The following is a 22,187-nucleotide window of genomic DNA, read 5'->3' on the forward strand; positions in this document are numbered from 1 at the left end:
GATCAGACGTCGAGCGTCCAGCTGTTCAACGTGCCGGTGTCCAGGAACGCCGCGTCACGCACGCGCAGCGTCCAGGTGCCGTTGGCCGCCTCACCCGAGAGGTTCTTGGTGAAGGTCTCGTTGATGTTGTCGGCCGAGCCGCCGGTGCGGTTGTGCAGGTTCACGACCGTGCCGTCGGGCGCGACCAGGTCGACCACGAGGTCACCCTTGTAGGAGTGCGTGATCGAGACAGCGATCGTGGCGGAGGCCGACGCGTTGCCCGCGCAGCCGGAGACGACGATCGTGCTGGTCACGGTGGAGAGGTCACCGATGGCGACCGGGGTTGAGTTGGTCTTGGCGTCACAGCTGCCGCCGACCGCGTTGACGACCCAGGAGAACGTGGCCGAGCCGGACTTGCCGGCGGCGTCGGTCACGGTCGCGGTCACCGTGGAGGTGCCCGCCGCGGTCGGGGTGCCGGAGATGGCGCCGGCGGAGTTCGCCGACAGGCCGGCCGGGAGGCCGGACACGGACCACGAGTACGGCGCGGTGCCGCCGGAGGCCGCGAGCTGCAACGAGGCCGCGGTGCCGACCGTGGAGGTCTGCGTGCCGGGGTTCGTCACCGAGGGGTTGCCCGGCTGCGGGTCGCCGCCGAAGAGCGTGTAGAGCAGCTTGTTCGGCGTGTTGGCGCCGACGTTCGTGATCTTGTTGGGCGTGGAGGCGGCGTTGATGCCGTTCCACACGGCGGCGGGGGAGTCGGTGGGGTGCGTGGCGAGCCAGAGGGCTGCCGCGCCCGCGACGTGCGGGGTGGCCATCGACGTGCCGGAGATGTTGTTGGTCGCCGTGTCGTTGGTGTTCCACGCCGACACGATGTTGGAGCCCGGAGCGTAGATGTCCGTGCAGGAACCGTAGTTCGAGAACGACGAACGCGCGTCGGTGTTCGTCGAGGAGTTGACCGTGATGGCCTCGGTGACGCGTGCGGGCGAGGTGCTGCAGGCGTCGGTGTTCGAGTTGCCGGAGGCGATCGCGTAGGTCACGCCGGACGCGATGGAACGGCGCACGGCCGCGTCGAGGGTGGCGTCCGCGCCGCCGCCGAGCGACATGTTGGCGACAGCGGGCTTGACCGCGTTCGCCGTGACCCAGTCGATGCCGCCGACGACGCCGGCGGTCGTGCCGGAGCCGGCACAGGTCAGCACCTTGACGGCGACGATCTTGGCGGCCTTCGCGAGGCCGTACTGCGAGCCCGCGATGGTGCCGGCGACGTGCGTGCCGTGACCGTTGCAGTCGCTGTTGTTGCCGTCACCGGAGGTGTTGGTGCCCCACGTCGCGCGGCCGCCGAACGTGGAGTGCGTGGTGCGCACACCGGTGTCGATGACGTACGCCGTCACGTTCGACGCCGTGGTGTCGTACTGGTAGCTGTTGCTCAGCGGCAGGTCGCGCTGGTCGACGCGGTCCTGGCCCCAGGACGGCGGGTTCTGCTGGACGTCGAGCGCGTGCACCTCGGCGTCCTGCTGGACGAACGCGACCTTCGGGTCCGCGGCGAGCCTGGCGGCCTGCTGGGCCGTCATCTTCACCGAGAAGCCGTTGAGCGCGTGCTGCCAGACCTGACCGACCTGGCCGCCGTACTTGCTCGCCAAGCCCGGCGCGGCGGCCCTCGACGCCGTGTCGGCCTTCAGCGAGACGATGTAGCTGTCCTTCACGACGTCGGCGCGGTCCGCGCCGAGAATCGTCCCCACGTTTTCTTGAGCTGAAGCAGCAGGAACGACAGCGGCGGCCAGACACAGGGTGGCGGCGGCTGCGAGTCCCGTACCCAAGACTCTTCGCATGGCAGGGTTCTCCCTCGTGCAGGGAACAGGGTGATCTGCACGCTAGCCCTGAACCGCAGGTCAGAGGGATACGCCGTCGAGTGCGAACTGTTGACAGATTTGACATTTCGTGTCAAGGAGAATGGTCGCTCTGCGTCACGGGAATAGCCCGGTAGAACGCATTTGTTTTCCCTATATCAACTCGGACGCCGCGAGGTCCACCCCTCGATCGACCCTACCGTCCGGTAAGCACGCCGAAGTAGCGTCGCCCAGACGGAGGAACGAACTGATCGGGCAGTTCGACCGCCTGGGGACGCCTGTCATCCGGTGTCGTGCGAGCTGTGTTGCAGCACAGCTGATCTCCTCATCGCGGTTGCCCGGTCCGGCGTTACACCGGCCCTGCAGAAAAAACCGAAGATCAAGGAGAAGTGCCTATGAAGCGCATGGCTGTCGCGGCTGTGGCCGTACTGACGGGCGCACTCGCGGCCACGGCATCCCCTGTCGCCGTCGCCGCACCGCAACCGTCAGCGGACCTGCTCGCCGCGATGCAGCGCGACCTCGGACTGGACGCCCGGCAGGCGGCGGAGAGGCTGCGCCAGGAGAGCGCGGCCGCGGTCCTGCAGCGTGTCGCGGAGGGGTTCGCCGGCGAGAGCTACGGGGGCGCGTGGTTCGACGCGTTCACCGGCAAGCTCGTCGTGGGCGTGACCGACGCGGCCAAGACCAACGGGCTGCGCGGGCTCGGCGCGGAGCCCCGCACGGTCGTGCACAAGGCGAGTGACCTGGACGCGGCCAAGGCGAAGCTGGACGCGTCACCGGCCCCGGCCGAGGTCACCGGCTGGTACGTCGACACGAAGGCGAACGCGGTCACCATCACCGTGAAGCGCGGCCAGACCCAGGCGGCGCAGTCGCTGGTGGAGAAGGCGGGCGCGGTCGCGAAGGTCGTCGAGACCGACGAGGCGCCGAGGTTGTTCAAGGACACCCGCGGCGGCGACGCCTACTACATCAACAACGCCGGACGATGCTCCGTCGGCTTCGCGGTGCAGGGCGGATTCGTCTCCGCCGGCCACTGCGGGTCGCCGGGCGACGCGGTGACCGGCGTCGACAAGACCGCGATGGGCGAGTTCGAGAAGTCGTCCTTCCCGGGCAACGACTACTCGTTCGTGCGCACCAACTCGTCGTGGACCTCCACGCCGAAGGTGAACCACTACGGCGGCGCTGACGTCGTGGTCTCGGGCAACACCGAGTCCGCTGTCGGCGCCTCGATCTGCCGTTCCGGCTCCACCACGGGCTGGCACTGCGGCGAGGTCCAGGCCAAGAGCCAGACCGTGAACTACCAGGAGGGCTCCGTCAGCGGCCTCACGCGCACGAACGTGTGCGCGGAGCCCGGTGACTCGGGTGGCTCGTGGGTCAGCGGCACGCAGGCGCAGGGCGTCACCTCGGGTGGCTCCGGCGACTGCACCAGCGGCGGCACGACCTACTACCAGCCGGTCAACGAGATCCTCGACGCTTACGGGCTGACGCTCACCACGGGCTGACGCGATAGATGACGAGGGGGAGCTTTCACTGTGGAAGCTCCCCCTTCGCCGTCGTGTCAGGAAGTCCGCTCGTCGAGCCACTTCTCGCGGTGCACGCGCCACCGGTCCAGCAACGTGCCGAGCTCGCCGTGCACGAACCGGAAGAACTCGCGCGTCTCGTCCAGCCGTGCCCCCGCCGCGGAGTCGGACCCGAGCGCCGAGACGCCCTCGCCGAGCACCTCGTCGATCATGCCGAGCATCTGGTCCTTGCGGAACGTCGTCTCGTACCAGACGTTGTCGCGCATCCGGAAGACGTCGCGGCGTGACCCCGGCTCGCGCTCACGGCTGACGATCTGCACGGTGGTCAGGTAGCGCACCGCGCCCGACACCGCCGCCGGGGAGATCTGCAGGAGCTCGGCGATCTCGGCCGCGGTGAGCCGTCCCGAGTCCGTCGTCAGCAGTGCCGCGAGGATGCGAGCCGGCATGCGGGGCACGCCGGTGTCCGCCAGGATTCCGCCGAACCTCTCGACGAACTGGCTCACCGCCTGCGTGTCACGCTCCGTAGCACTCGTCACGGCGGCATCATCCCTTTCGTCAGCCGATCGGGCAAAATTTACATGCTTCACGAAGTTGTGAAACAAGCGTAGCTTACCGGCCATGACATCTGCGATATCCGTGTCGGGCCTGGTGAAGACCTTCGGCCCGACGCGTGCACTGGACGATCTAGACCTGGACGTCCAGACCGGTGAGGTGCACGGCTTCCTGGGGCCGAACGGCTCCGGCAAGTCGACGACGATCCGGATCCTCCTCGGCCTGCTGCGTGCCGACTCCGGCACCGCGCGGCTGCTCGGCGGCGACCCGTGGAAGGACACCGCGGCTCTGCACCGCCGGCTCGCCTACGTCCCCGGCGACGTGAACCTCTGGCCCAACCTGACCGGCGGCGAGGTCATCGACCTGCTCGGACGGCTCCGCGGCGGCCTGAACCCCGCCCGCCGAGCGGAGCTCCTCGAGCGCTTCGAGCTCGACCCGCGCAAGAAGGGCCGCACCTACTCCAAGGGCAACCGGCAGAAGGTCGCGCTGGTCGCCGCCCTGTCGAGCGACGTCGAACTGCTGATCCTCGACGAGCCGACCTCGGGCCTCGACCCGTTGATGGAGGCCGTCTTCCAGGACTGCATCAACGACGAACGCCGGCGCGGCCGCACCGTGCTGCTGTCGAGCCACATCCTCGCCGAGGTCGAGGCGCTGTGCGACCGGGTCAGCATCATCCGCAGCGGCCACGTCGTCGAGACCGGCACGCTCGCCGACCTGCGGCACCTCACCCGCACGTCGATCTCGGCGGAGCTCGCGGCCCCGCCCAACGGCCTCGCGAACCTCGCCGGCGTGCACGACCTGGTCGCCGAGGGCAACCGGGTCAAGTTCGAGGTCGACTCGGACAAACTCGACCCCGTGCTCAAGCAGCTCGTGTCGACAGGTGTGCGCACGCTGACCTCCCAGCCGCCCACGCTGGAGGAGCTGTTCCTGCGCCACTACGAGGACGCGAAATGATCGGCACCGGGAACCTCGTGCGGCTGGCACTGCGCCGCGACCGGATCCTGCTGCCCGTGTGGGTCCTGTTCCTGGTCGGCATCACGTACTCGACGACGACCGCGCTCGAGGAGCTGTACGCGACGGCCGAGTCGCGCGCACTGCTCGGTGTCACCGCGAACGCCAACTCCGCCTTCCTCGCCATGCTCGGCCCGCTGCACGACTGGTCGTCGCTCGGCGGCCTGGTGGTGTGGCGCTGGGGCGTCTTCTCCGGTCTGTTCGTCGCGATCATGGCCATGCTCGTCGTCACCCGGCACACGCGCGCAGAAGAAGAGGCGGGCCGCACGGAGCTGATCGCCGCCACGGTCGTCGGACGGCACGCGCCGCTCGCCGCCGCGGTGGTCGTCGCGGGTGGCACGAGCCTGCTGATCGGCCTGCTCCAGGCGCTGGCGTTGGTCGGCAAGGGCCTCGACGCGGGAGGTTCGTTCGCGTTCGGCCTGTCCACGGCGTCGGTCGGGCTCGTGTTCACCGGGGTCAGCGCGCTCACCGCGCAGCTCTCGGAGAACTCGCGCGTGTCCAACGCGCTCGCGGGCGGGTTCCTCGGCGTCGTCTACCTGCTGCGCGCGGCGGGTGACGCGGCGGGCGAGTCGGGGCCGCAGTGGCTGACCTGGTTCTCGCCGATCGGCTGGACCGAGCACGTGCGGTCGTTCGCGGACAACAGGTTCTGGGTGCTGCTGCTCCCGCTGGCCGCGTTCGTCCTGCTGGTGGGCGTCTCGTCGGCCGTCGTGAGCCGCCGCGACGTGGGCCTCGGCCTGCTCGCGGCCCGGCTCGGGCCGCCGAACAGCACCATCGGCACGCCGTTCGGGCTGGCTTGGAGGTTGCAGAAGGGCTCGCTGATCGGCTGGTCCGTCGCGTTGTTCGCGGTGGGCGTGATCTACGGCAGCGTCGCGCAGGCCGTGGGGCAGATGGTGCAGGACAACCCGACGCTCGGGCAGATCGTCAGCAAGATCGGCGGGGCCGACGCGATGGTCGACGCGTTCTTCGCGACCATCACGCAGGTCCTGGGCCTGATCACGTCGATCTACCTGGTGCAGGCGATCCTGCGGCTGCGCTCGGAGGAGACCTCGTTCCGCGCGGAGCCGATCCTCGCCACCCCGGTCTCGCGCTGGGGCTGGGTCGCGTCGCACGCGGTGTTCGCCCTGGTCGGCGGCGCGGTCGTGCTCGCCGCGTCCGGACTCGGGCTGGGCCTGGTCTACGGCCTGCAGATCGACGACGTGGGCACCGTCCTGCCGAAGCTGCTCGGCGCCGCACTGGTCCAGCTCCCCGCCGCGTGGGTGATCGCGGGCGTGGCGTTGGTGCTGTTCGGGCTGTTCCCGCAGCTCACGGGGGTGAGCTGGGCGGTGGTGTCGGTGTCGCTGGTGATCACGCTGCTCGGCCCGGCCCTGCAGCTCGACCAGTGGCTCGTCGACGTCTCGCCGTTCACGCACGTCCCGAAGTACCCGGACATCACCTTCGGGCCGCTGGCGTGGCTCACAGCGGTGGCGGTGGTGCTCCTGGCGGCGGGGTTCGCCGGGTTCCGCCGGCGCGACCTGACCACGTGACCACCGCGGGCACGGTGATCAGCAGCGCGGCCGGGACGAGGAACCCCAGCAGCGGATGGGACTGGTAGAGCGGCACGAACGCCAGCGGGGCCGCGGCGGCGCCCATGAAGCGCAGTGACTGCACGACACTGACGCTGCCGCCCCTGTTGGCGTTGTCGCTCTGCAGCACCAGGGCGTTCAGGCTCACCAGCACGCCCTGCGCGGCGGCTCCGGTCAACGCCCACGCGATGACCGCGACCGCCGCGACCGGCGCCGTGCCCACCGCCGCGACGAGCCCCGCGCCCAGCGTCGCGCCGACGACCACGGTGGTCGCCGCGCCGAACCTGTCGATCGCCTTGCCGATCTGCCGGGCCGTCAGGAACCCGACGATGCCGAAGCCGGTGAGCAGCAGCCCGCGTTCACCGGCGCCGAGGCCGAACACGTCGTCGAGCCGGAACGCCACGAGGAACGACAACCCGCCCAGGCACCCCCAGCAGACGAACGCGATGATCGCGGGCCGCAGCGTGCTCGGCACGAAAGCGCTGCGCAGGCTCGCGTCCCGCTCCGGCTCGGCCTCCGTCGCGGGCACCCCCAGCACCGCCAGCCCGACGGCCACGACGGCGATCACCACGAACGCCAGCCGCCAGTCGATCTCGGCGGTGAGCCCGCCGACGAGCGGGGCGGAGGTCTGCCCGGCCGCCTGCATCGACCCGAACAGCCCGAGCGCGCGCCCGAGCTTCTCCTTCGGCGTCGACGCGGCGATGACCGCCAGCAGCACCGGGGTGGTGAACGAGTTCGCCGCGCCCTGCAGGGTGCGGGAGGCCAGCAGCACCTCGAACGTCCACGAGGAGGCGGCCAGCAGGGACGTCAGCGCGTAGGCGACGTAAGCGATCCGGACAGTCCGTTGTGGACCCCAGCGCTGCGCGAGCGTGCCGGAGGCCAGCATCAGCACGGCGAACGGCACGAGGTAGTACGTCAGCGTCGAGGCCGCCGAACCCGCCGACCGGCCGAAGCTGTCGCCGATCTCGGGCAGGATCGACGTCGTCACGGCACCGCCGAACGGCCCGATCAATGCGCCCGCGTACAACCCGGCGCGTGCCAACCGTCCCAACGGACACCTCCGCCGCCCACCCTAGGACGGATGAGCGGCGGTGATCCCCGAAAGTGGTTAGTGTCGCTAAGTTTTTAACCACCGAGCCCGGTGGTGAACTTCCGCGTCTGGTCCTGCACGTCGAAGAAGTTGTCCTGGAACGACTCCCGGACGTCGTTCATGGCCGTGTGGGGACCGTTCTCCCCGACGGAGTCGACGGAGGAGAGAGGAGCTGCACTGGCGGGGGACACGGCCAACAGCACGCCGCCACCCGCAGCGAGACCGACAGCGATCTTGCGCACGAGAGACACGGAGGTTCCTGTCTTGAGATGGATCTTGCTACCCATTCCTCGGCGTGTGGAAACCTCAACTCGATCACTCGGAAGCGTGAAAAAGCCGTCCCGATCCAAATGACCGAGACGGCTCTTGACCAGCGCGGAGGACCGTCAGCGGGTGAGGTCGATCGGATCGTGGCTGCTGCTGCCCCGCGCGGTGTGCACCACGACCTCGAACGTGCCGACCTCGCCGCCCTCAGGACCCGGCCACCACGCGGTCCACCACCCGGCGCCGGTCCCCGCCGTGATCACCTGACCGCCGGCCAGCCGGATCTCGACCTTGGTGACGTCGGGTCCCATCCGGCCGACGACCCGGGAGTACTGCTCGTCGCCGCTGCCGCTCGAGCTCCACGTCTCGGTCTTCGCCCGGGCTCCTGCGAGAGGCTCGACCGGTCCGTCCGCGAGCACCTGGTAGTTGAAGACCTCCTCGCCGATGGCCATGCACTCGGCGAGGCCGGCGCCCTTCTTCAGGACCAGGATCGTCGCGGTCCCGCGCTGTTCGGCCAGCACGACGTCCGATGCCGCCGGCGCGCTCGCCCCCCACTCCGAGGCGCACGCGCGGGCCTGGGGGAGCACCAGGTCGGAGCCGGGCTGTCCGGGGGTGGGTGTCCACTTCGCGAACGCCTCGTCGGTGGCACCGGGAACGAGGGCGATCCCCGCCAGCACCCCCGCGGCGACCGCGGCCCCGGCGAGTCCGACGAGCGTCCGCCGCGGCCAGGCGGAGCGCCGGGAGGCGTGCGTGCCGCTGATGACGCGCTCGACGTGGGCGGTGGAGCGGATCCACTCCACCTGGTTCGGCTCGCGGTCGCGGGCGGGGTCCAGGTCCTTCAGTTCGGTCATCACGCGCGCGCTCCTGCTCGTTCGGGCATGGGGTTCAAGGCCTGCTCCAGTCGCCGCCGGGCGCGTGTGAGCCGCATCGCGAAGGTCGTGCGCCGGCACCGGAGCACCGTGGCGGCCTGGTCGGCGGTGAGGCCGTCGAACGCCACCAGCGCCAGCACCTCGCGGTCGGCGGCGCTCAACGTCCGCCAGGCGCGGACCAGGTCGAGACGTGCCGCGACCCCGGCCGACCCGTCCGGCGTGAGCTCGTCGAACGACGACGCCACCCGCACGTCCAGCGCTCGTCTGCGCCGCAGGCCGCGGGTCTGGTTCGCCATGGTCCTGCGCGCCACCGCGAACAGCCACGGCCGGGCGTCGTCCGGCACGTCGCCGAACCGCCGCCACGCGGTCAGGTAGACGGTGGAGACGACGTCCTCGGCCTCGGCGGGAGGCACCCGCCGTTCCACGAACCGCAACAGGTCCGGGTACGTCCGGCGGTGCAGGTCCCGGAACCGGTCCTCCCTGCTGCCCGGTGGGGATTCGCTCATGTCGTCCTCTCGGTCGTGACCCTTCACCTCCTACCTGTCCGGCAGGGCCGTGGCTGTCACACCCGGAAAACGAAGAAGGCCCCCTGGCGGGGGCCTTCTGGCTACTGGCGCGGGCCGGTCGAGGGCCAGCCGGGACCACGCCCGCGACGGCGCAGGTAGCGCTCGAACTCCGCGGCGATGTCGTCACCTGATGCCTCGGTGATCTGCATGGCCGCGTCGCCGCGCTCCTCGAGGGCACGGACGTAGTTGCGCACGTCCTCGTCCTCGTCGGCCATCTCGGAGACCGTGCGCTCCCACTCCTCGGCCTGCTCCGGCAGCGCGCCGAGCGGGACCTCGATGTCGAGGACCTCCTCGACCCGGTGCAGCAGCGCGAGCGTGGCCTTGGGCGAGGGCGGCTGCGAGACGTAGTGCGGCACGGCGGCCCAGAACGAGATCGCCGGGATGCCCACCTGCACGCACGCGTCCTGGAACACGCCGACGATGCCGGTCGGGCCCTCGTACTTCGAGTGCTCCAGGCCGAACTTCTCGGCGGCGTCCGCGTCGTAGGCCGTGCCGGTGACCGGGACCGGGCGCGTGTGGGGCGTGTCCATCAGCAGAGCGCCCAGCGTCACCACCGTCGTCACCCCGAGGGCGTCGATGTGGCCCAGCAGTTCGGCGGCGAACTTGCGCCACCTCATGTTCGGTTCGATGCCGTGCACGAGGATCACGTCCACGTCGGAACCGGGAGGGCGGCACACCGACAGCCGCGTCGTCGGCCAGTCGACCCTGCGCGTGACACCGTCGACCAGGCGCACGGACGGGCGCGTCACCTGGAAGTCGTAGTAGTCGTCCGGGTCGATCTCGGCGAGCGGGGTGGCGTCCCAGGTGAGTTGGAGGTGCTCGATCGCGGTGCTGGCGGCGTCGCCTGCGTCGTTCCAGCCTTCGAACGCGCAGACCATGATCGGAGCCGTGAGCGGGATGCGCGGGTTCGAGGGGGTCGGGGATTCCTGGGACGGATCGTTCACGGCGCCAGACTACGGGTTCCGCCGGTCAACTCATCGTAGGCTTGGCCCATGCGTGATCGCGGAGAGTCGCCGTTGCTGGAAGCGCTGGTGAACCGTGTTGTCGTCGCTGACGGTGCCATGGGCACCATGCTCCAGGCAGCCGACCTCTCCCTCGACGACTTCCGCGGTCTCGAGGGCTGCAACGAGATCTTGAACGTCACCCGCCCGGACGTCGTGAAGGCCGTTCACCGCGGTTATCTCGAGGCCGGGTGCGACGCCGTGGAGACGAACACGTTCGGCGCGAACCTCGCGAACCTGGCCGAGTACGACATTCCGGACCAGATCTTCCACCTGTCCGAACGCGGTGCGGCGCTGGCGCGGGAGGTCGCGGACGAGTTCGGCACGTCCGGGCAGCCGCGGTTCGTGCTCGGCTCCGTCGGTCCCGGCACGAAGCTGCCCACGCTCGGCCACGCTCCTTATGCGACGTTGCGCGACGCCTACCATCAGCAGTGCCAGGGACTGCTCGCCGGCGGCGTGGACGCGATCATCGTCGAGACCTCGCAGGACCTGCTGCAGACCAAGGCGTCCGTCGTCGGCGCGAAGCGCGCCATGACCGCCGAGGGCCGGTTCGTCCCGATCATCGCGCAGGTCACCGTCGAGACGACCGGCACGATGCTGCTCGGCTCGGAGATCGGCGCGGCGCTGACCGCGCTGGAACCGCTGGGCATCGACCTGATCGGCCTCAACTGCGCCACCGGTCCCGCCGAGATGAGCGAGCACCTGCGCACGCTCTCGAAGCACGCCCGCGTCCCGTTGTCGGTGATGCCGAACGCCGGTCTGCCCGAACTCGGCCCCCACGGCGCCGTCTACCCGTTGTCGCCGGAGGAACTGGCGCAGGCCTTGTCCGGGTTCGTGACGGAGTTCGGCGCCCGGCTCGTCGGCGGTTGCTGCGGCACGACGTCCGAGCACCTGCGCCAGGTGGCCGAGGCGGTGCGCGACCTCGGTCCCTCGTCGCGCCGGCCGCGTCCGGAACCGGGTGTGTCCTCTCTGTACCAGGCCGTCCCGTTCACCCAGGACACCTCGGTGCTGATGATCGGCGAGCGCACGAACGCCAACGGCTCCAAGGCCTTCCGCGAGGCGATGCTCGCGCGGAAGTGGGAGGACTGCGTCGAGATCGCCCGCGACCAGACGCGCGAGGGCGCCCACCTCATCGACCTCTGCGTCGACTACGTGGGCCGCGACGGCGAGGCGGACATGCGGGCGCTGGCGTCGCGGCTGGCCACCGCGTCGACGTTGCCGATCGTGCTCGACTCCACCGAACCCGCCGTGCTGCAGGCCGGTCTGGAGTGCCTCGGCGGGCGCAGCGCGGTCAACTCGGTCAACTACGAGGACGGCGACGGCCCGGACTCGCGGTTCCAGAAGATCATGCGGCTCGCCTCCGAGCACGGCGCGGCCGTGGTGGCGCTGTGCATCGACGAGGAGGGCCAGGCCCGCACCGCCGAGTGGAAGGTGCGCGTCGCGACCCGGCTGATCGAGGACCTCACGTCCAACTGGGGCATGAGGGTCGACGACATCATCGTGGACTGCCTGACGTTCCCGATCTCCACCGGGCAGGAGGAGGTGCGCCGCGACGCCGTCGAGACGATCGAGGCGATCCGCGAGCTCAAGCGCCGCTTCCCGGACGTGCAAACGACTCTGGGGCTGTCGAACGTCTCCTTCGGACTGAACCCGGCCGCGCGCCAGGTGCTGAACTCCGTGTTCCTGCACGAATGCGTGCAGGCCGGTCTCGACACGGCGATCGTGCACGCGTCCAAGATCGTGCCGATGGCGCGCATCCCCGACGAACAGCGCGCCGTGGCACTGGACCTGGTCTACGACCGCCGCCGCGAGGGCTACGACCCGTTGCAGAAGCTGATGGGGCTGTTCGAGGGCGTCACGACGAAGTCGAACTCCGCCACGCGTGCTCAGGAACTGGCCGCGCTGCCGTTGTTCGAACGCCTGCAGCGCCGGATCGTCGACGGCGAGCGCACCGGCCTGGAGGCCGACCTCGACCTCGCCCTGGACGAGCGCCCGGCGTTGCAGATCATCAACGACACGTTGCTGGCGGGCATGAAGACCGTCGGCGAGCTCTTCGGCTCCGGGCAGATGCAGCTGCCGTTCGTGCTGCAGTCCGCCGAGGTCATGAAGACCGCCGTCGCGCACCTCGAACCGCACATGGAACGGTCCGACGACGGTGGCAAGGGCCGGATCGTGCTCGCCACCGTGAAGGGCGACGTCCACGACATCGGCAAGAACCTCGTCGACATCATCCTGTCCAACAACGGCTACGAGGTCGTGAACATCGGCATCAAGCAGCCGATCACCACCATCCTGGAGGCCGCCGAGCAGCACCGCGCGGACGCGATCGGCATGTCCGGCCTGCTGGTCAAGTCGACCGTGATCATGAAGGAGAACCTCGAGGAGATGAACTCCCGGGGTGTCGCGGCGCGGTGGCCGGTCCTGCTGGGCGGCGCGGCGTTGACGCGCGCGTACGTCGAGAACGACCTGACGGAGATGTACTTCGGCGACGTCCGCTACGCCCGCGACGCCTTCGAGGGCCTGCGGCTGATGGACGCGATCATGGCGGCGAAACGCGGCGAGGCACCTCTCGTGGACCCGGAAGCCGAAGCCAAGGCCGCGGAACGCAAGGCGCGCCGCGAACGTTCGCTGCGCATCGCCGCCGCCCGCAAAGCCGTTGCGGTGGAAGAAGAACCCGTGTCCGGCCGCTCCGACGTGGCTCAGGACAACCCGATCCCGGCGCCGCCGTTCTGGGGCAGCCGGGTCGTGAAGGGCATCCCGGTCGCGGACTACAGCGCGTTGCTGGACGAGCGCGCCACCTTCATGGGCCAGTGGGGGTTGAAGGGCGCTCGCGGCGACGGACCGACCTACGAGGAGCTGGTCGAGACCGAAGGCCGTCCACGCCTGCGGTACTGGATGGAACGTCTTGCCACGGAAGGTGTTCTTGCCCACGCCGCCGTGGTCTACGGCTACTTCCCGTGCGTCTCCGACGGCGACGACCTGATCATCCTGGAAGAGCCGTCGCCCGATTCAGTTGAACGCTTCCGGTTCCGTTTTCCGCGCCAGAAAAGGAATCGGCGTCTCTGCCTGTCCGACTTCTGGCGTCCTCGCTCGGCCGGCGAGGTCGACGTCATCGCGTTCCACCTCGTGACGATGGGCCAGCCGATCGCCGAGCACGCCAACGAGCTGTTCGGCAAGAACGCGTATCGTGAGTACCTGGAAGTCCACGGACTGGGGGTCCAGCTCACCGAAGCGCTGGCCGAGCACTGGCACCGGCGCGTCCGCGAGGAGCTCGTGTGGCCGGGCGGTGACTCCGTCGCCTCGGAAGACCCCGCCGCCGTCGAGGAGTACTTCAAGCTCGGCTACCGCGGCGCGCGGTACTCGTTCGGCTACGGCGCCTGCCCCGACATGGAGGACCGCCGGCGCGTGGTCGAGCTGCTCGACCCGGCGCGCATCGGGGTCTCGCTGTCCGAGGAACTCCAGCTACACCCGGAACAGTCCACCGACGCCTTCGTGGCGCACCACCCGGAGGCGAAGTACTTCAATGTCTGACTTGCAGGCCGTGCTGTGGGACATGGACGGAACGCTGCTGGACTCCGAGAAGCTGTGGGACATCCCGCTCTACGAGTACGCGGAGAAGCTCGGCGGCGTGCTCACCCTGGAGACCCGCGAGCGCATGGTCGGCAGCAACGTCCCCACGACGATGCGCCTGCTGTTCGGCGACGTCGGCATCGAGCCCACCGAGGCCGACATGGCCGACGGCGCCGCGTGGATCCTGCGCCGCACCGAGGAGGTCTTCCGGACGGGCCTGCCGTGGCGTCCGGGCGCCCAGGAGGCCCTGCGCGCGGTGCGTGCTTCCGGCGTGCCGATGGCGTTGGTGACGTCGACCGAGCGGGGGCTGACCGAGGTCGCGCTGGACACGATCGGCCGTGAGCTGTTCGACGTGACCGTGTGCGGCGACGAGGTCGACGGGTTGAACAAGCCGTTGCCCGAGCCCTATCTGAAGGCGGCGCGGCTGCTGGGCGTGGACGCCGGGCGTTGCGTCGCGATCGAGGACTCGCCGACCGGCGTCTCGGCCGCCGTCGCGGCCGGGTGCACCGTGCTGGTCGTGCCCTGTGACGTCGAGGTGCCGGCGGGGGAGCGGCGGGTGTTCCGCGACTCCCTCGCCGGCGTCGACCTCGACGTGCTGAAAGCCCTCTAGACCGAAGCCTTCTCGACTGCCCTGGTCCTGCGGGTGGCCGGGTCGACCAGCAGGCCGAACACCACGCCGATGCCGACGTAGAGCGTGGCGAGCTGGGCGAGCGAGCTGAGGCGGAACTGCCACAGCACGTTCACCGGCATGTCCGCGGGGATCGTGTCCGGCGGCGCGGGGAACGCCAGCAGCACCACCGCGGTGGCCGCGGCCACCGCGAGCAGCACGGCCGTCGTCCGCACGGGCTGCGACTGCGCGCGCAGCTGCGCGGCGAGCCAGCTGGCGGCCCACACGATCACCAGACCGGCCACCACCACACCGAGGTAGAGCGCGGTCCGGTAGTTCACCGTCTCCGGGTCGCCCACGGCGGGCGGGTTGGCCGGGTACTTGATCCACGGCAGCAGCGCCACGGCACCGAACACCGCGGCGCCGAACGTGAAGCTGCGGGTGAACGGCGTGCTGTCGGCGAACCAGCGCTTCGACAGCGCGTAGGCCGTGGCGAACACGAGGCCCACCGCGATGCCGACGATCACCACGCCGAGCATGCCGCCCAGGACCTGGGCGCCGCGGGTGACCAGCTCGTCCTCGCCGCCGTGGGAGTGGCCGGCCTCTTCGCCGGCGGGTGCGCGAGCCTCCTCGACCGCGAGCGCGGCACGAATCGGGATCTCGGTCACCAGGAGTTGCACGAGGGCGGACGCGACGCCGGCGATGCCGCCGGCCGCGATTCCGCGCAGGGCAATGGACTTGTACGTCGTCATCTGCTCGACCGGTGGGATCTGATCAGTGGCAGGGGACGCCGAGGGCGTGGCGGCCGTCGTGGAAGAACTCGTGCAGCAACTCGGAACCCGCGCCGAGCGCGAGGCCGTTCTCCTGCAGGACCAGGTAGGTGACGATCAGGCCGAGCAGTGAGACGGCGAAGGCCCATTTGGGCACGCGGACGGCGGACAGGCTTGCTGCGGGGCTCGTCATGACGGGCTCCTCCATACCTCGTGGAAGGTCAACTCTCCTTGCGGCGCCGCAGCCGGTCTCCTGACTCCCGGATCAACGCTGCCCCCGCGTCTTCCCAGTCCCGGGGGACCAGTGACGTGCTCGGCGGGGATCGCTTCCCGGTCACAGTGGCGAGGACCGCGCCGGATTTCCACCGGCTTCCCGTCACTGCGGCGCGTGCACCGTAAGTTGAGGCGGCTGTGAAGCACAACCGGCCATAAGAGTTGTTGCGTTCCTCACTTCACGAGTGGACAGTCACCACACTTCCCACCTGCGGCGACGCGGTAGTAAAGACAACAGCTCCGACGCCGGAACGTGACCTCGCCGGGAAAACTCAGAAATTCTCCCGCTTGTTCGAACGGCGGTGCGCTCATGAGCCGTTCGCCGCGTTCTTCCGCTTCCTCCTCCGTGAGCATGCGTGCGCGCACAACCATTTTCAGTGCGCCCGCGATGTTCGACATCGCGTTGCCCCACAACAATCCGCGCGCCACCGGGGTGACCGCCTGGATCGCCTCCACCACAGGCGCGAGCGCTTCCGCGGCCGGAGGACCGAGCCGCGGCTCGTCGAGGCGGACGCTCAGGCCGTTCGCCGGGTGGTGGTGCCACCACAGGTTCTGGGGGCGGACGTCGATCGGGAGGTTCGCGGCGGTGAGCGGGCTGAGCAGCCGTGCGGTGTAGCTGAGGAAGAACAGACTGGCCGCTACGCGTGGTTCGTCGGCTTTGTACCGGTTCGCGATGGCGTCGATGGTGATTTTGAGCGCCGGACCGTCCAGGAGCGCCGTTCCCGGCAGCCAGGACTCGTCCGGGCGGCCCACGTCGAGGGCGAAGAACGGGTTGATTCCGCGCACCCGGCGCAGCGCTGCGAGGACCTCCGCGAATTCGGACACGGGAATTCACGCTACCGGGTGTCCATGCAGGACAGATCACGTCCACGGGCCGGGACAGATGCGACCGCGGTGTGGACGGGGGTCGGTGGGATGGGAGGATGTGGAGCCGTGAAGACCTTCGACTCCCTGTTCGCAGAACTGACCGAACGAGCCGCCACCAAGCCGGAAGGTTCCGGCACCGTCGCCGCGCTCGAGGCCGGGGTCCATGCGCAGGGGAAGAAGGTCCTGGAGGAGGCGGGCGAGGTCTGGATCGCCGCCGAGTACGAGTCCGACGAGAAGCTCTCCGAAGAGATCTCGCAGCTGCTCTACCGCCTCCAGGTGCTCATGCTGGGCCGTGGGCTCACCCTCGAAGACGTGTACAAGTACCTCTGACGGAAGACTTCCACATGCTGCGCGTAGCAGTCCCGAACAAGGGCGCGCTCGCCGAACGCGCCTCCGCCATGCTCACCGAGGCCGGTTACCGGCAGCGGCACGAGCCGCGTGACCTGACCGTTCTCGACAACAACAACGAGGTCGAGTTCTTCTTCCTGCGCCCCAAGGACATCGCGATCTACGTGGCGTCCGGCGACCTGGACCTCGGCATCACCGGCCGCGACCTGGCCGCCGACTCGGGCGCCGACGACAACGGCTCCTCGGTGCAGGAGCTGCTGGCGCTGGGCTTCGGCTCGTCGACCTTCCGCTACGCCGGGCCCCGCGGCACGGACTGGAAGGTCGAGGACCTGGAGGGCAAGCGCCTCGCCACCGCGTACCCGAAGCTCGTGAACCGCGACCTCAAGGCCCGCGGCATCACCGCCCAGGTGATCCGCCTCGACGGCGCCGTGGAGATCTCGATCCAGCTCGGCGTCGCCGACCTGATCGCCGACGTCGTGGGCTCCGGCCGCACGCTCAAGCAGCACGACCTGGTGCCGTTCGGCGACCCGATCTGCCAGTCCGAGGCGGTCCTCGTCCACCGCCACGGCTCGGAGCTGACGGCGGCCAAGAAACAGCTGACCGCCCGCCTGCAGGGCGTCGTGTTCGCGCAGCAGTACCTGATGCTCGACTACGACTGCCCGCGTTCGATCCTCGACGACGCCATCGCCCTCACCCCGGGCCTGGAGTCGCCGACCGTCGCACCGCTGGCCAACCCCGACTGGGCGGCCGTGCGGGCGATGGTGTCGCGCAAGGAGGCGAACAAGGTGATGGACGAGCTGGCCGCCATCGGCGCCAAGGCCGTGCTGGCCTCGGACATCAGGTTCTGCCGCCTGTGATCACGGAGCACGCCCTGCTCGACGTGCTTCCGGGTTCCTCGGAGGAGTTCGAGTGGGCGTTCGGCGAGGCGCGGGAGCTGATCTCCGCCTCGCCGGGCTTCCGCGGCCTCGAACTGCTGCGCGGCCTGGAGACGCCGTCGCGCTACCTGCTCCTCGTGCGCTGGGAGACCCTCGAAGACCACACGATCGGGTTCCGCCAGGGGCCTTCGTACGAGCGGTGGTCTTCGTTGCTGCACCGCTTCTACTCGCCGTTCCCGGTGGTCTCCCACTTCGAGAGCGCGCTGAGCACCTCGTCGTCCGTGGTCTGAGCGAAGCTCTCGTACCACCGGCTCACGGCTCCGAAGTGCTTGGGCGTGAGCACGGCGATGACCGGCGTCTTGAACCTGCTCAGCGATTCCCTGGCCGCCACCGGGACGGCGAGGGTGACGCTCCTCGGGTCGTGTTTCGCGATCCAGAGCAGTGCCGCGCGGGCTGTGACGCCGGTGGCCAGGCCGTCGTCCACGAGGATGACGTCGCGGTCCCTGATGACGAACGGCTTGTCGCCGCGGTAGAGGACCGTGCGCCGCTTCGCTTCGGCTCGTTCCTCGTCGCAGGTGCGGCCCAGTTGTTCTTCGGTGAGGTTCAGGGCTTTGAGCGCCCTCGGGTCGTAGATGGGCTCGCTGTCCGCCGTCACCGCTCCCACGCCGTACTCGGGGTGGCCTGGGGCACCTATCTTGCGGGCCACGACGACGTCGAGTTCGGCTTCCAGGTGGCTCGCCACTTCCTTCGCGACCGGGACACCGCCGCGGGGCAGGCCCAGGACCAACGGGTCGTGCCACGGGAGATCGGCGAGTCGCGCTGCCAGGGCGCGGCCCGCTTCCCGCCGGTTCGCGAACCTCTTCACAGTCCTGCTGACGCTACGCGCACGCCGTCGACGGACGCGAGCGGTAAGACGAGTGGTGTCAGCGTTCGCGGACGAACAGCGCCTGCGCCGTCGTCCCCACCGGCCCCTGAACGTCGTGCACCACGCTGGTCGCGAGCCCGGCCCCGTCCGGCCCGATGGTCGTCCGCGCGTCCATCCCCACCCACTCGCCGACGGGCCGGCGGTGCAGGTGGACCGTCAGATCCGTGTTGATGGCGTACCACTTGCGAATGTCCACACGGGACGAAACGCCGCTGGCCGAGTCGACGACGGCGAACACCCGCTCCTCCGGTGAGGGCTCGGAACCCTCGACCACGGCCACGCGCGGGCGCGCCCACACCTGGGCGTCGCCCGGCGTGAAGATGCCGCCCGACACGGAGAGCCACTCCACGGCGGCCAGGTAGCCGCCGCCCCAGTGCTCGGGGATCTCCATCGGGACGGCCGACGACGGCGGTGCCAGGGCGGGGACCTCGCCTCCTGCCACGGAGGTGGTGTCGGAGGTGACGATGCGCCAGGCGCGGGCCGTCAGCACCGCGCGGCCTTCGTGCGACAGCGAGGCCGCCAGCAGTTCGACGGAGCGGCCGGGGCGTTCGACGGAGGTGGAGACGGTCAGGTCGGCCACCGGTACCGGGCCCAGCACCTCGAACGTGACGCGGGCCAGGGCGGACGAGGGGTTGCCCAGGCCCAGCAGCGAGCGCACCAGGAGCGCGGAGGGTGGGCCGAGGTGCTGGCTGTCGGGGCCCCACGGGCCGACGGTGTGCGGTGTGGAGCGGTAGGTGTCGCCGCCCAGCGGGAGGTAGAAGGCCGGCATCAGTCGCGGTCCTGCAGGGGCTCGGTGTCGTCGGGCTCCGGCCAGCCCGGGTAGGGCGGCGGGGTGCCGTCGAAGGCCGGGCAGAAGGCCTTGTGGTCGCAGTAGTCGCACAGGCGGCCGGGGTTCGGGCGGAAGTCGCCCGTCGGGGCCGCGCGCATGATGGCCTGCCAGATCGCGTCGAGGGTGCGCTCGAAGCGGGCCAGTTCGGACTCGTCGGGGGTGTAGGCGAGGGCCTGGCGGTCGGCGAGGTACATCAGGCGCAGCTGGCGGGGGACGACGCCGCGCAGCTTCCACAGGACGAGGGCGTAGAACTTCATCTGGAACAACGCCTTCGCCTCGCCGATCTCGCGGGGCGCGGCGCCGGTCTTGTAGTCCACGACGCGGATCTCGCCCGTCGGGGCGACGTCGACGCGGTCGATGTAGCCGCGCAGCAGCACGCCGGAGGGCAGTTCGGACTCCACGAGGAGCTCGCGGGACTCCGGCTCGAGGCGGCGGGGGTCCTCGAGGCCGAAGTAGCCGTCGAGGAGTTTCGTGGCGGACTCGAGCCACTCCGCTTCCTCGGCACCGCCGGGCTCCTCGAAGAGGGTGGCGAACTCCGGGCGTTCGGCCTTCACGCGCTCCCAGGCCGGCGTGATCATCGAACGGGCTCGGTCGGGCACGCGTTCGGCGGCGGGCAGGGCGAACAGGTCCTCGAGCACCGCGTGCACCACCGTGCCGCGCACCTGCGCCTTCGTCGGCCTCTCCGGCAGCCGGTCGACGGCGCGGAACCGGTAGAGCAGCGGGCACTGCTTGAAGTCCCCTGCCCGGGAAGGCGAGAGCGCGGGCCTGCGCAACGTGGTGCTCATGGTTCGCACCATAGGACAGGGGTCTGACAATCCTGGAGACGGCACCGAACCGCGAGATCACACCTACCGCTCTACAGTGCTCCCGTGGCCGCGCGGACCAGTGATCGAGTGGGTGGCCTGCTGCTGTTCCGGGTGGCGGGCATCCCCGTGTTGCTCGCGCCGTCGTGGTGGATCGGTTCGGCGATCGTGGTGGCCTTCTACGCCCCGTTCGTCGACGACCTGGCCCCAGGCACGCCGCCGGGCGTCGGCCTGGTGATGGCGGTGCTGCTGGCCGTGTTCCTCGGCCTGTCGGTGCTCGCGCACGAACTGGGCCACTGCGTCGCCGCGCTCCGGCTGGGCCTGCCGGTCAGAAGACTGCACCTGTTCCTGCTGGGCGGGTCGACCGAGATCCTGCGCACGCCCGGCAAACCCAGCCACGAGGGCGTGGTCGCGGGCGCGGGACCCGTCGTGTCCGTCGCGCTGGCGGCCGCCTTCGGCATCGGCGCGACGGTGATGAACCAGGACGGCGTCCTGTGGGTGCTGGTCTTCCAGCTCGCCGCCGCCAACGCCGCCGTCGCGATCTTCAACCTCCTGCCCGGCCTTCCGCTGGACGGCGGCCGGATCGTGCGGGCCGGCGTGTGGGCGATGACCGGGCAACGGGCGACGGGCACTCGTGTCGCCGTGGTCGGTGGTATCGCCGTGGCCATCGCGTTGGTGGTGTGGGCGCTGTACGGCGTCGCGGAAGGCGCACAGGACCGTTGGCTGCGCTTCGGCGTGTGCGTGCTCACGGCGTGGGGCGTCGTCGCCGGTGCGAGGAGTGAGCTCGCGAGCGAGCGCCGCCGCACGTGGCCCGCGGGGGTGACCCTCGACGACCTCATCCGCCCCGTGCTCCAGCTCCCGGCGGAGAGTCCCGTCGCGGACGCGCTGAGCACGTCGGCCGGGCGGGGCGTGGTGCTGGTGCGGGCGGACGGCGTCGCCGCCGGTCTGCTCGACGCCGAACTGGCGCGCAAGCTCGCCGCCGCAAGCCCTTTCGCACCCGCCGAGCAGGCCGCGGAACCGATCCGGCCGGAGACCGTGCTGTTCGCCGGCGAGGCCGGTGAGGAGATCGTGAAGCAGGTGCAGGAGACCGCCGCGTGGCAGTTCCTCGTCGTCGATCTCGAAGGCCGCCCGGCCGGTGTGCTGCGCAGGGAGGACCTGCGTGCGGCCATTGAGAAGGGCGTTTGACACCATTGCGCGGTGATTAGCGCAAGTGGACCGTTCCAGCCGGGTGACCGGGTACAGCTGACCGACCCCAAGGGCCGGCACTACACGGTCGTCCTCGAGCCCGGCAAGGAGTACCACACCCACCGCGGCGCCATCCCGCACGACCTGCTGCTCGGGCAGCCGGAGGGGTCCGTGGTGCAGTCGGTCGGCGGCACCAACTTCCTGGCGCTGCGCCCGCTGCTGCCGGACTACGTGCTGTCGATGCCGCGCGGCGCGCAGGTCATCTACCCGAAGGACGCCGCGCAGATCTGCATGTACGGCGACATCTTCCCGGGCGCGCGCGTCCTGGAGGCCGGTGCGGGCTCCGGCGCGTTGTCGTGCTCACTGCTGCGCGCGGTGGGGGAGAAGGGCAGCGTCCAGTCCTACGAGGTGCGCGACGACCACGCGGTCCACGCCATCCGCAACGTGGAGACGTTCTTCGGCGAGCGCCCCGGCAACTGGTCGATCACCGTCGACGACGTGAAGAACCACGAGGGCGAGGTCGACCGGGTCATCCTCGACATGCTCTCGCCGTGGGAGGTCCTGCCCACGGTCGCCAAGAACCTCATCCCCGGCGGCGTCCTCGTCGTCTACGTCGCCACCACCACGCAGCTCTCCGTCGTCACCGAGGCGCTGCGCGAGATGACGTGCTTCACCGAGCCGCACGCGTGGGAGACGCTCGTGCGCCCGTGGCACGTCGTCGGCCTCGCCGTGCGCCCGGAGCACCGGATGATCGCGCACACCGCGTTCCTGCTGACCACGCGCAGGCTCGCCGAGGGCGTGACGGCGCCGAGGCCGCAGCGCCGCCCCAGCAAGGGCTGACCGCACCGACGCGAAGGGCCTCGCACTTCACGGAAGTGCGAGGCCC

The 22,187-nt window shown here is 70.2% G+C and carries 23 protein-coding genes and 1 riboswitch; of the genes, 10 read left to right on the plus strand and 13 right to left on the minus strand.

Translation table 11 applies throughout. From position 1 onward, the window contains the following. Positions 1–2 precede the first annotated feature (2 nt). Positions 3–1,712 carry a S8 family peptidase gene (locus IE307_RS40750; RefSeq protein WP_308436437.1) on the minus strand — a complete coding sequence of 570 codons (1,710 nt, stop codon included), beginning with the start codon at positions 1,710–1,712 and terminating at the stop codon, positions 3–5. Between the two features lie 503 nt (positions 1,713–2,215). Here IE307_RS40750 and IE307_RS40755 point away from each other — a divergent pair. After that, the gene (locus IE307_RS40755; protein ID WP_191304839.1) at positions 2,216–3,316 is read left to right on the plus strand and encodes a S1 family peptidase; all 1,101 of its coding nucleotides are present in this window, start codon (positions 2,216–2,218) and stop codon (positions 3,314–3,316) included. A gap of 56 nt (positions 3,317–3,372) precedes the next feature. Here IE307_RS40755 and IE307_RS40760 read toward each other — a convergent pair whose 3' ends face one another. After that, positions 3,373–3,870, minus strand: a complete 498-nt coding sequence (locus IE307_RS40760; RefSeq protein WP_229905551.1) for a GbsR/MarR family transcriptional regulator — start codon at positions 3,868–3,870, stop codon at positions 3,373–3,375. Between the two features lie 82 nt (positions 3,871–3,952). Here IE307_RS40760 and IE307_RS40765 point away from each other — a divergent pair, with 82 nt between their 5' ends. Together IE307_RS40765 and IE307_RS40770 are read left to right on the plus strand one after the other, a co-directional pair. Continuing rightward, positions 3,953–4,840, plus strand: a complete 888-nt coding sequence (locus IE307_RS40765; RefSeq protein WP_191304841.1) for an ABC transporter ATP-binding protein — start codon at positions 3,953–3,955, stop codon at positions 4,838–4,840. Further along, complete coding sequence (locus IE307_RS40770; protein WP_191304842.1) at positions 4,837–6,420, plus strand: ABC transporter permease; 1,584 nt, start codon at positions 4,837–4,839, stop codon at positions 6,418–6,420. The genes IE307_RS40765 and IE307_RS40770 overlap by 4 nt, the downstream gene beginning before the upstream one ends. Here IE307_RS40770 and IE307_RS40775 read toward each other — a convergent pair. The 5 genes from IE307_RS40775 to IE307_RS40795 all read right to left on the minus strand — a co-directional run bounded on the left by IE307_RS40775 (position 6,350) and on the right by IE307_RS40795 (position 10,192). Further along, positions 6,350–7,510, minus strand: coding sequence for an MFS transporter (locus IE307_RS40775; RefSeq protein WP_191304843.1), 1,161 nt, complete (start codon positions 7,508–7,510; stop codon positions 6,350–6,352). The genes IE307_RS40770 and IE307_RS40775 overlap by 71 nt on opposite strands. A gap of 74 nt (positions 7,511–7,584) precedes the next feature. Further along, a complete protein-coding gene (locus IE307_RS40780; RefSeq protein WP_191304844.1) occupies positions 7,585–7,791 on the minus strand; it encodes a hypothetical protein in 207 nt (68 codons plus the stop codon). Positions 7,792–7,935: 144 nt separating this feature from the next. Next, positions 7,936–8,664: a hypothetical protein gene (locus tag IE307_RS40785; protein ID WP_191304845.1), complete on the minus strand. Its 729-nt coding sequence runs from the start codon at positions 8,662–8,664 to the stop codon at positions 7,936–7,938. Continuing rightward, positions 8,664–9,188, minus strand: coding sequence for an RNA polymerase sigma factor (locus IE307_RS40790; protein ID WP_191304846.1), 525 nt, complete (start codon positions 9,186–9,188; stop codon positions 8,664–8,666). Before IE307_RS40790 ends, IE307_RS40785 begins: the two co-directional genes overlap by 1 nt. A 101-nt stretch (positions 9,189–9,289) precedes the next feature. Further along, positions 9,290–10,192: a PAC2 family protein gene (locus tag IE307_RS40795; protein WP_191304847.1), complete on the minus strand. Its 903-nt coding sequence runs from the start codon at positions 10,190–10,192 to the stop codon at positions 9,290–9,292. A 48-nt stretch (positions 10,193–10,240) separates the two neighbouring features. On the opposite strand from IE307_RS40795, the gene metH reads away from it, so the two are divergent. Together metH and IE307_RS40805 are read left to right on the plus strand one after the other, a co-directional pair. Then, a complete protein-coding gene (gene metH / locus IE307_RS40800; RefSeq protein WP_191304848.1) occupies positions 10,241–13,780 on the plus strand; it encodes a methionine synthase in 3,540 nt (1,179 codons plus the stop codon). Beyond that, entirely contained in the window at positions 13,773–14,429 is a 657-nt protein-coding gene (locus IE307_RS40805; RefSeq protein WP_191304849.1) for an HAD family hydrolase, read from the plus strand. The genes metH and IE307_RS40805 overlap by 8 nt, the downstream gene beginning before the upstream one ends. On the opposite strand, the gene IE307_RS40810 is transcribed toward IE307_RS40805, so the two are convergent. The 3 genes from IE307_RS40810 to IE307_RS40820 form a co-directional block, all read right to left on the minus strand. Then, the gene (locus tag IE307_RS40810; protein ID WP_191304850.1) at positions 14,426–15,178 is read right to left on the minus strand and encodes a CbtA family protein; all 753 of its coding nucleotides are present in this window, start codon (positions 15,176–15,178) and stop codon (positions 14,426–14,428) included. The two genes, IE307_RS40805 and IE307_RS40810, sit on opposite strands and share 4 nt — an antisense overlap. Before the next feature lie 22 nt (positions 15,179–15,200). Continuing rightward, positions 15,201–15,389: a CbtB domain-containing protein gene (locus tag IE307_RS40815; protein WP_177229632.1), complete on the minus strand. Its 189-nt coding sequence runs from the start codon at positions 15,387–15,389 to the stop codon at positions 15,201–15,203. 33 nt (positions 15,390–15,422) lie between these two features. Beyond that, positions 15,423–15,595, minus strand: a riboswitch (cobalamin riboswitch). Between the two features lie 48 nt (positions 15,596–15,643). Continuing rightward, positions 15,644–16,294: a (2Fe-2S)-binding protein gene (locus IE307_RS40820; protein ID WP_191304851.1), complete on the minus strand. Its 651-nt coding sequence runs from the start codon at positions 16,292–16,294 to the stop codon at positions 15,644–15,646. A gap of 108 nt (positions 16,295–16,402) precedes the next feature. Here IE307_RS40820 and IE307_RS40825 point away from each other — a divergent pair, with 108 nt between their 5' ends. Genes IE307_RS40825 through IE307_RS40835 form a run of 3 tightly spaced genes read left to right on the plus strand, consistent with a single transcriptional unit; the run spans position 16,403 to position 17,849 of the window. Beyond that, complete coding sequence (locus IE307_RS40825) at positions 16,403–16,666, plus strand: phosphoribosyl-ATP diphosphatase (RefSeq protein ID WP_089912086.1); 264 nt, start codon at positions 16,403–16,405, stop codon at positions 16,664–16,666. Between the two features lie 14 nt (positions 16,667–16,680). Further along, positions 16,681–17,541, plus strand: a complete 861-nt coding sequence (gene hisG, locus IE307_RS40830) for an ATP phosphoribosyltransferase (protein ID WP_191304852.1) — start codon at positions 16,681–16,683, stop codon at positions 17,539–17,541. Next, on the plus strand, positions 17,538–17,849 hold the full coding sequence (locus tag IE307_RS40835) for an antibiotic biosynthesis monooxygenase family protein (RefSeq protein ID WP_191304853.1): 312 nt from the start codon (positions 17,538–17,540) through the stop codon (positions 17,847–17,849). Before hisG ends, IE307_RS40835 begins: the two co-directional genes overlap by 4 nt. Here the strand turns inward: IE307_RS40835 and IE307_RS40840 are convergent. From IE307_RS40840 to IE307_RS40850, 3 genes are read right to left on the minus strand one after another with little or no spacing between them, the layout of a single operon-like run. After that, the gene (locus IE307_RS40840) at positions 17,783–18,424 is read right to left on the minus strand and encodes a phosphoribosyltransferase (protein WP_191304854.1); all 642 of its coding nucleotides are present in this window, start codon (positions 18,422–18,424) and stop codon (positions 17,783–17,785) included. The genes IE307_RS40835 and IE307_RS40840 overlap by 67 nt on opposite strands. A gap of 58 nt (positions 18,425–18,482) precedes the next feature. After that, positions 18,483–19,253, minus strand: coding sequence for a thioesterase family protein (locus IE307_RS40845; RefSeq protein WP_191304855.1), 771 nt, complete (start codon positions 19,251–19,253; stop codon positions 18,483–18,485). After that, positions 19,253–20,110, minus strand: a complete 858-nt coding sequence (locus tag IE307_RS40850) for a RecB family exonuclease (protein ID WP_191304856.1) — start codon at positions 20,108–20,110, stop codon at positions 19,253–19,255. The genes IE307_RS40845 and IE307_RS40850 overlap by 1 nt, the downstream gene beginning before the upstream one ends. Before the next feature lie 72 nt (positions 20,111–20,182). Here IE307_RS40850 and IE307_RS40855 point away from each other — a divergent pair, with 72 nt between their 5' ends. Together IE307_RS40855 and IE307_RS40860 are read left to right on the plus strand one after the other, a co-directional pair. Next, positions 20,183–21,301 (plus strand): site-2 protease family protein, encoded by a 1,119-nt coding sequence (locus IE307_RS40855; RefSeq protein ID WP_229905552.1) that lies wholly within the window; start codon positions 20,183–20,185, stop codon positions 21,299–21,301. 15 nt (positions 21,302–21,316) lie between these two features. Next, positions 21,317–22,141, plus strand: a complete 825-nt coding sequence (locus tag IE307_RS40860; protein WP_191304881.1) for a tRNA (adenine-N1)-methyltransferase — start codon at positions 21,317–21,319, stop codon at positions 22,139–22,141. Positions 22,142–22,187: the final 46 nt, after the last annotated feature.

The organism is Lentzea cavernae, from assembly GCF_014653695.1.
GTDB classification, from domain to species: Bacteria; Actinomycetota; Actinomycetes; order Mycobacteriales; family Pseudonocardiaceae; genus Lentzea; species Lentzea cavernae.

Bases quoted from the DNA above. Each gene is read 5' to 3' on its own strand.
- IE307_RS40805 (WP_191304849.1), top strand. From the start codon at position 13,773: ATGTCTGACTTGCAGGCCGTGCTGTGGGACATGGACGGAACGCTGCTG.
- IE307_RS40765 (WP_191304841.1), top strand. From the start codon at position 3,953: ATGACATCTGCGATATCCGTGTCGGGCCTGGTGAAGACCTTCGGCCCG.
- IE307_RS40810 (WP_191304850.1), bottom strand. From the start codon at position 15,178: ATGACGACGTACAAGTCCATTGCCCTGCGCGGAATCGCGGCCGGCGGC.
- IE307_RS40770 (WP_191304842.1), top strand. From the start codon at position 4,837: ATGATCGGCACCGGGAACCTCGTGCGGCTGGCACTGCGCCGCGACCGG.
- IE307_RS40755 (WP_191304839.1), top strand. From the start codon at position 2,216: ATGAAGCGCATGGCTGTCGCGGCTGTGGCCGTACTGACGGGCGCACTC.
- IE307_RS40815 (WP_177229632.1), bottom strand. From the start codon at position 15,389: ATGACGAGCCCCGCAGCAAGCCTGTCCGCCGTCCGCGTGCCCAAATGG.
- IE307_RS40845 (WP_191304855.1), bottom strand. From the start codon at position 19,253: ATGCCGGCCTTCTACCTCCCGCTGGGCGGCGACACCTACCGCTCCACA.
- IE307_RS40790 (WP_191304846.1), bottom strand. From the start codon at position 9,188: ATGAGCGAATCCCCACCGGGCAGCAGGGAGGACCGGTTCCGGGACCTG.
- hisG (WP_191304852.1), top strand. From the start codon at position 16,681: ATGCTGCGCGTAGCAGTCCCGAACAAGGGCGCGCTCGCCGAACGCGCC.
- IE307_RS40850 (WP_191304856.1), bottom strand. From the start codon at position 20,110: ATGGTGCGAACCATGAGCACCACGTTGCGCAGGCCCGCGCTCTCGCCT.
- metH (WP_191304848.1), top strand. From the start codon at position 10,241: ATGCGTGATCGCGGAGAGTCGCCGTTGCTGGAAGCGCTGGTGAACCGT.
- IE307_RS40785 (WP_191304845.1), bottom strand. From the start codon at position 8,664: ATGACCGAACTGAAGGACCTGGACCCCGCCCGCGACCGCGAGCCGAAC.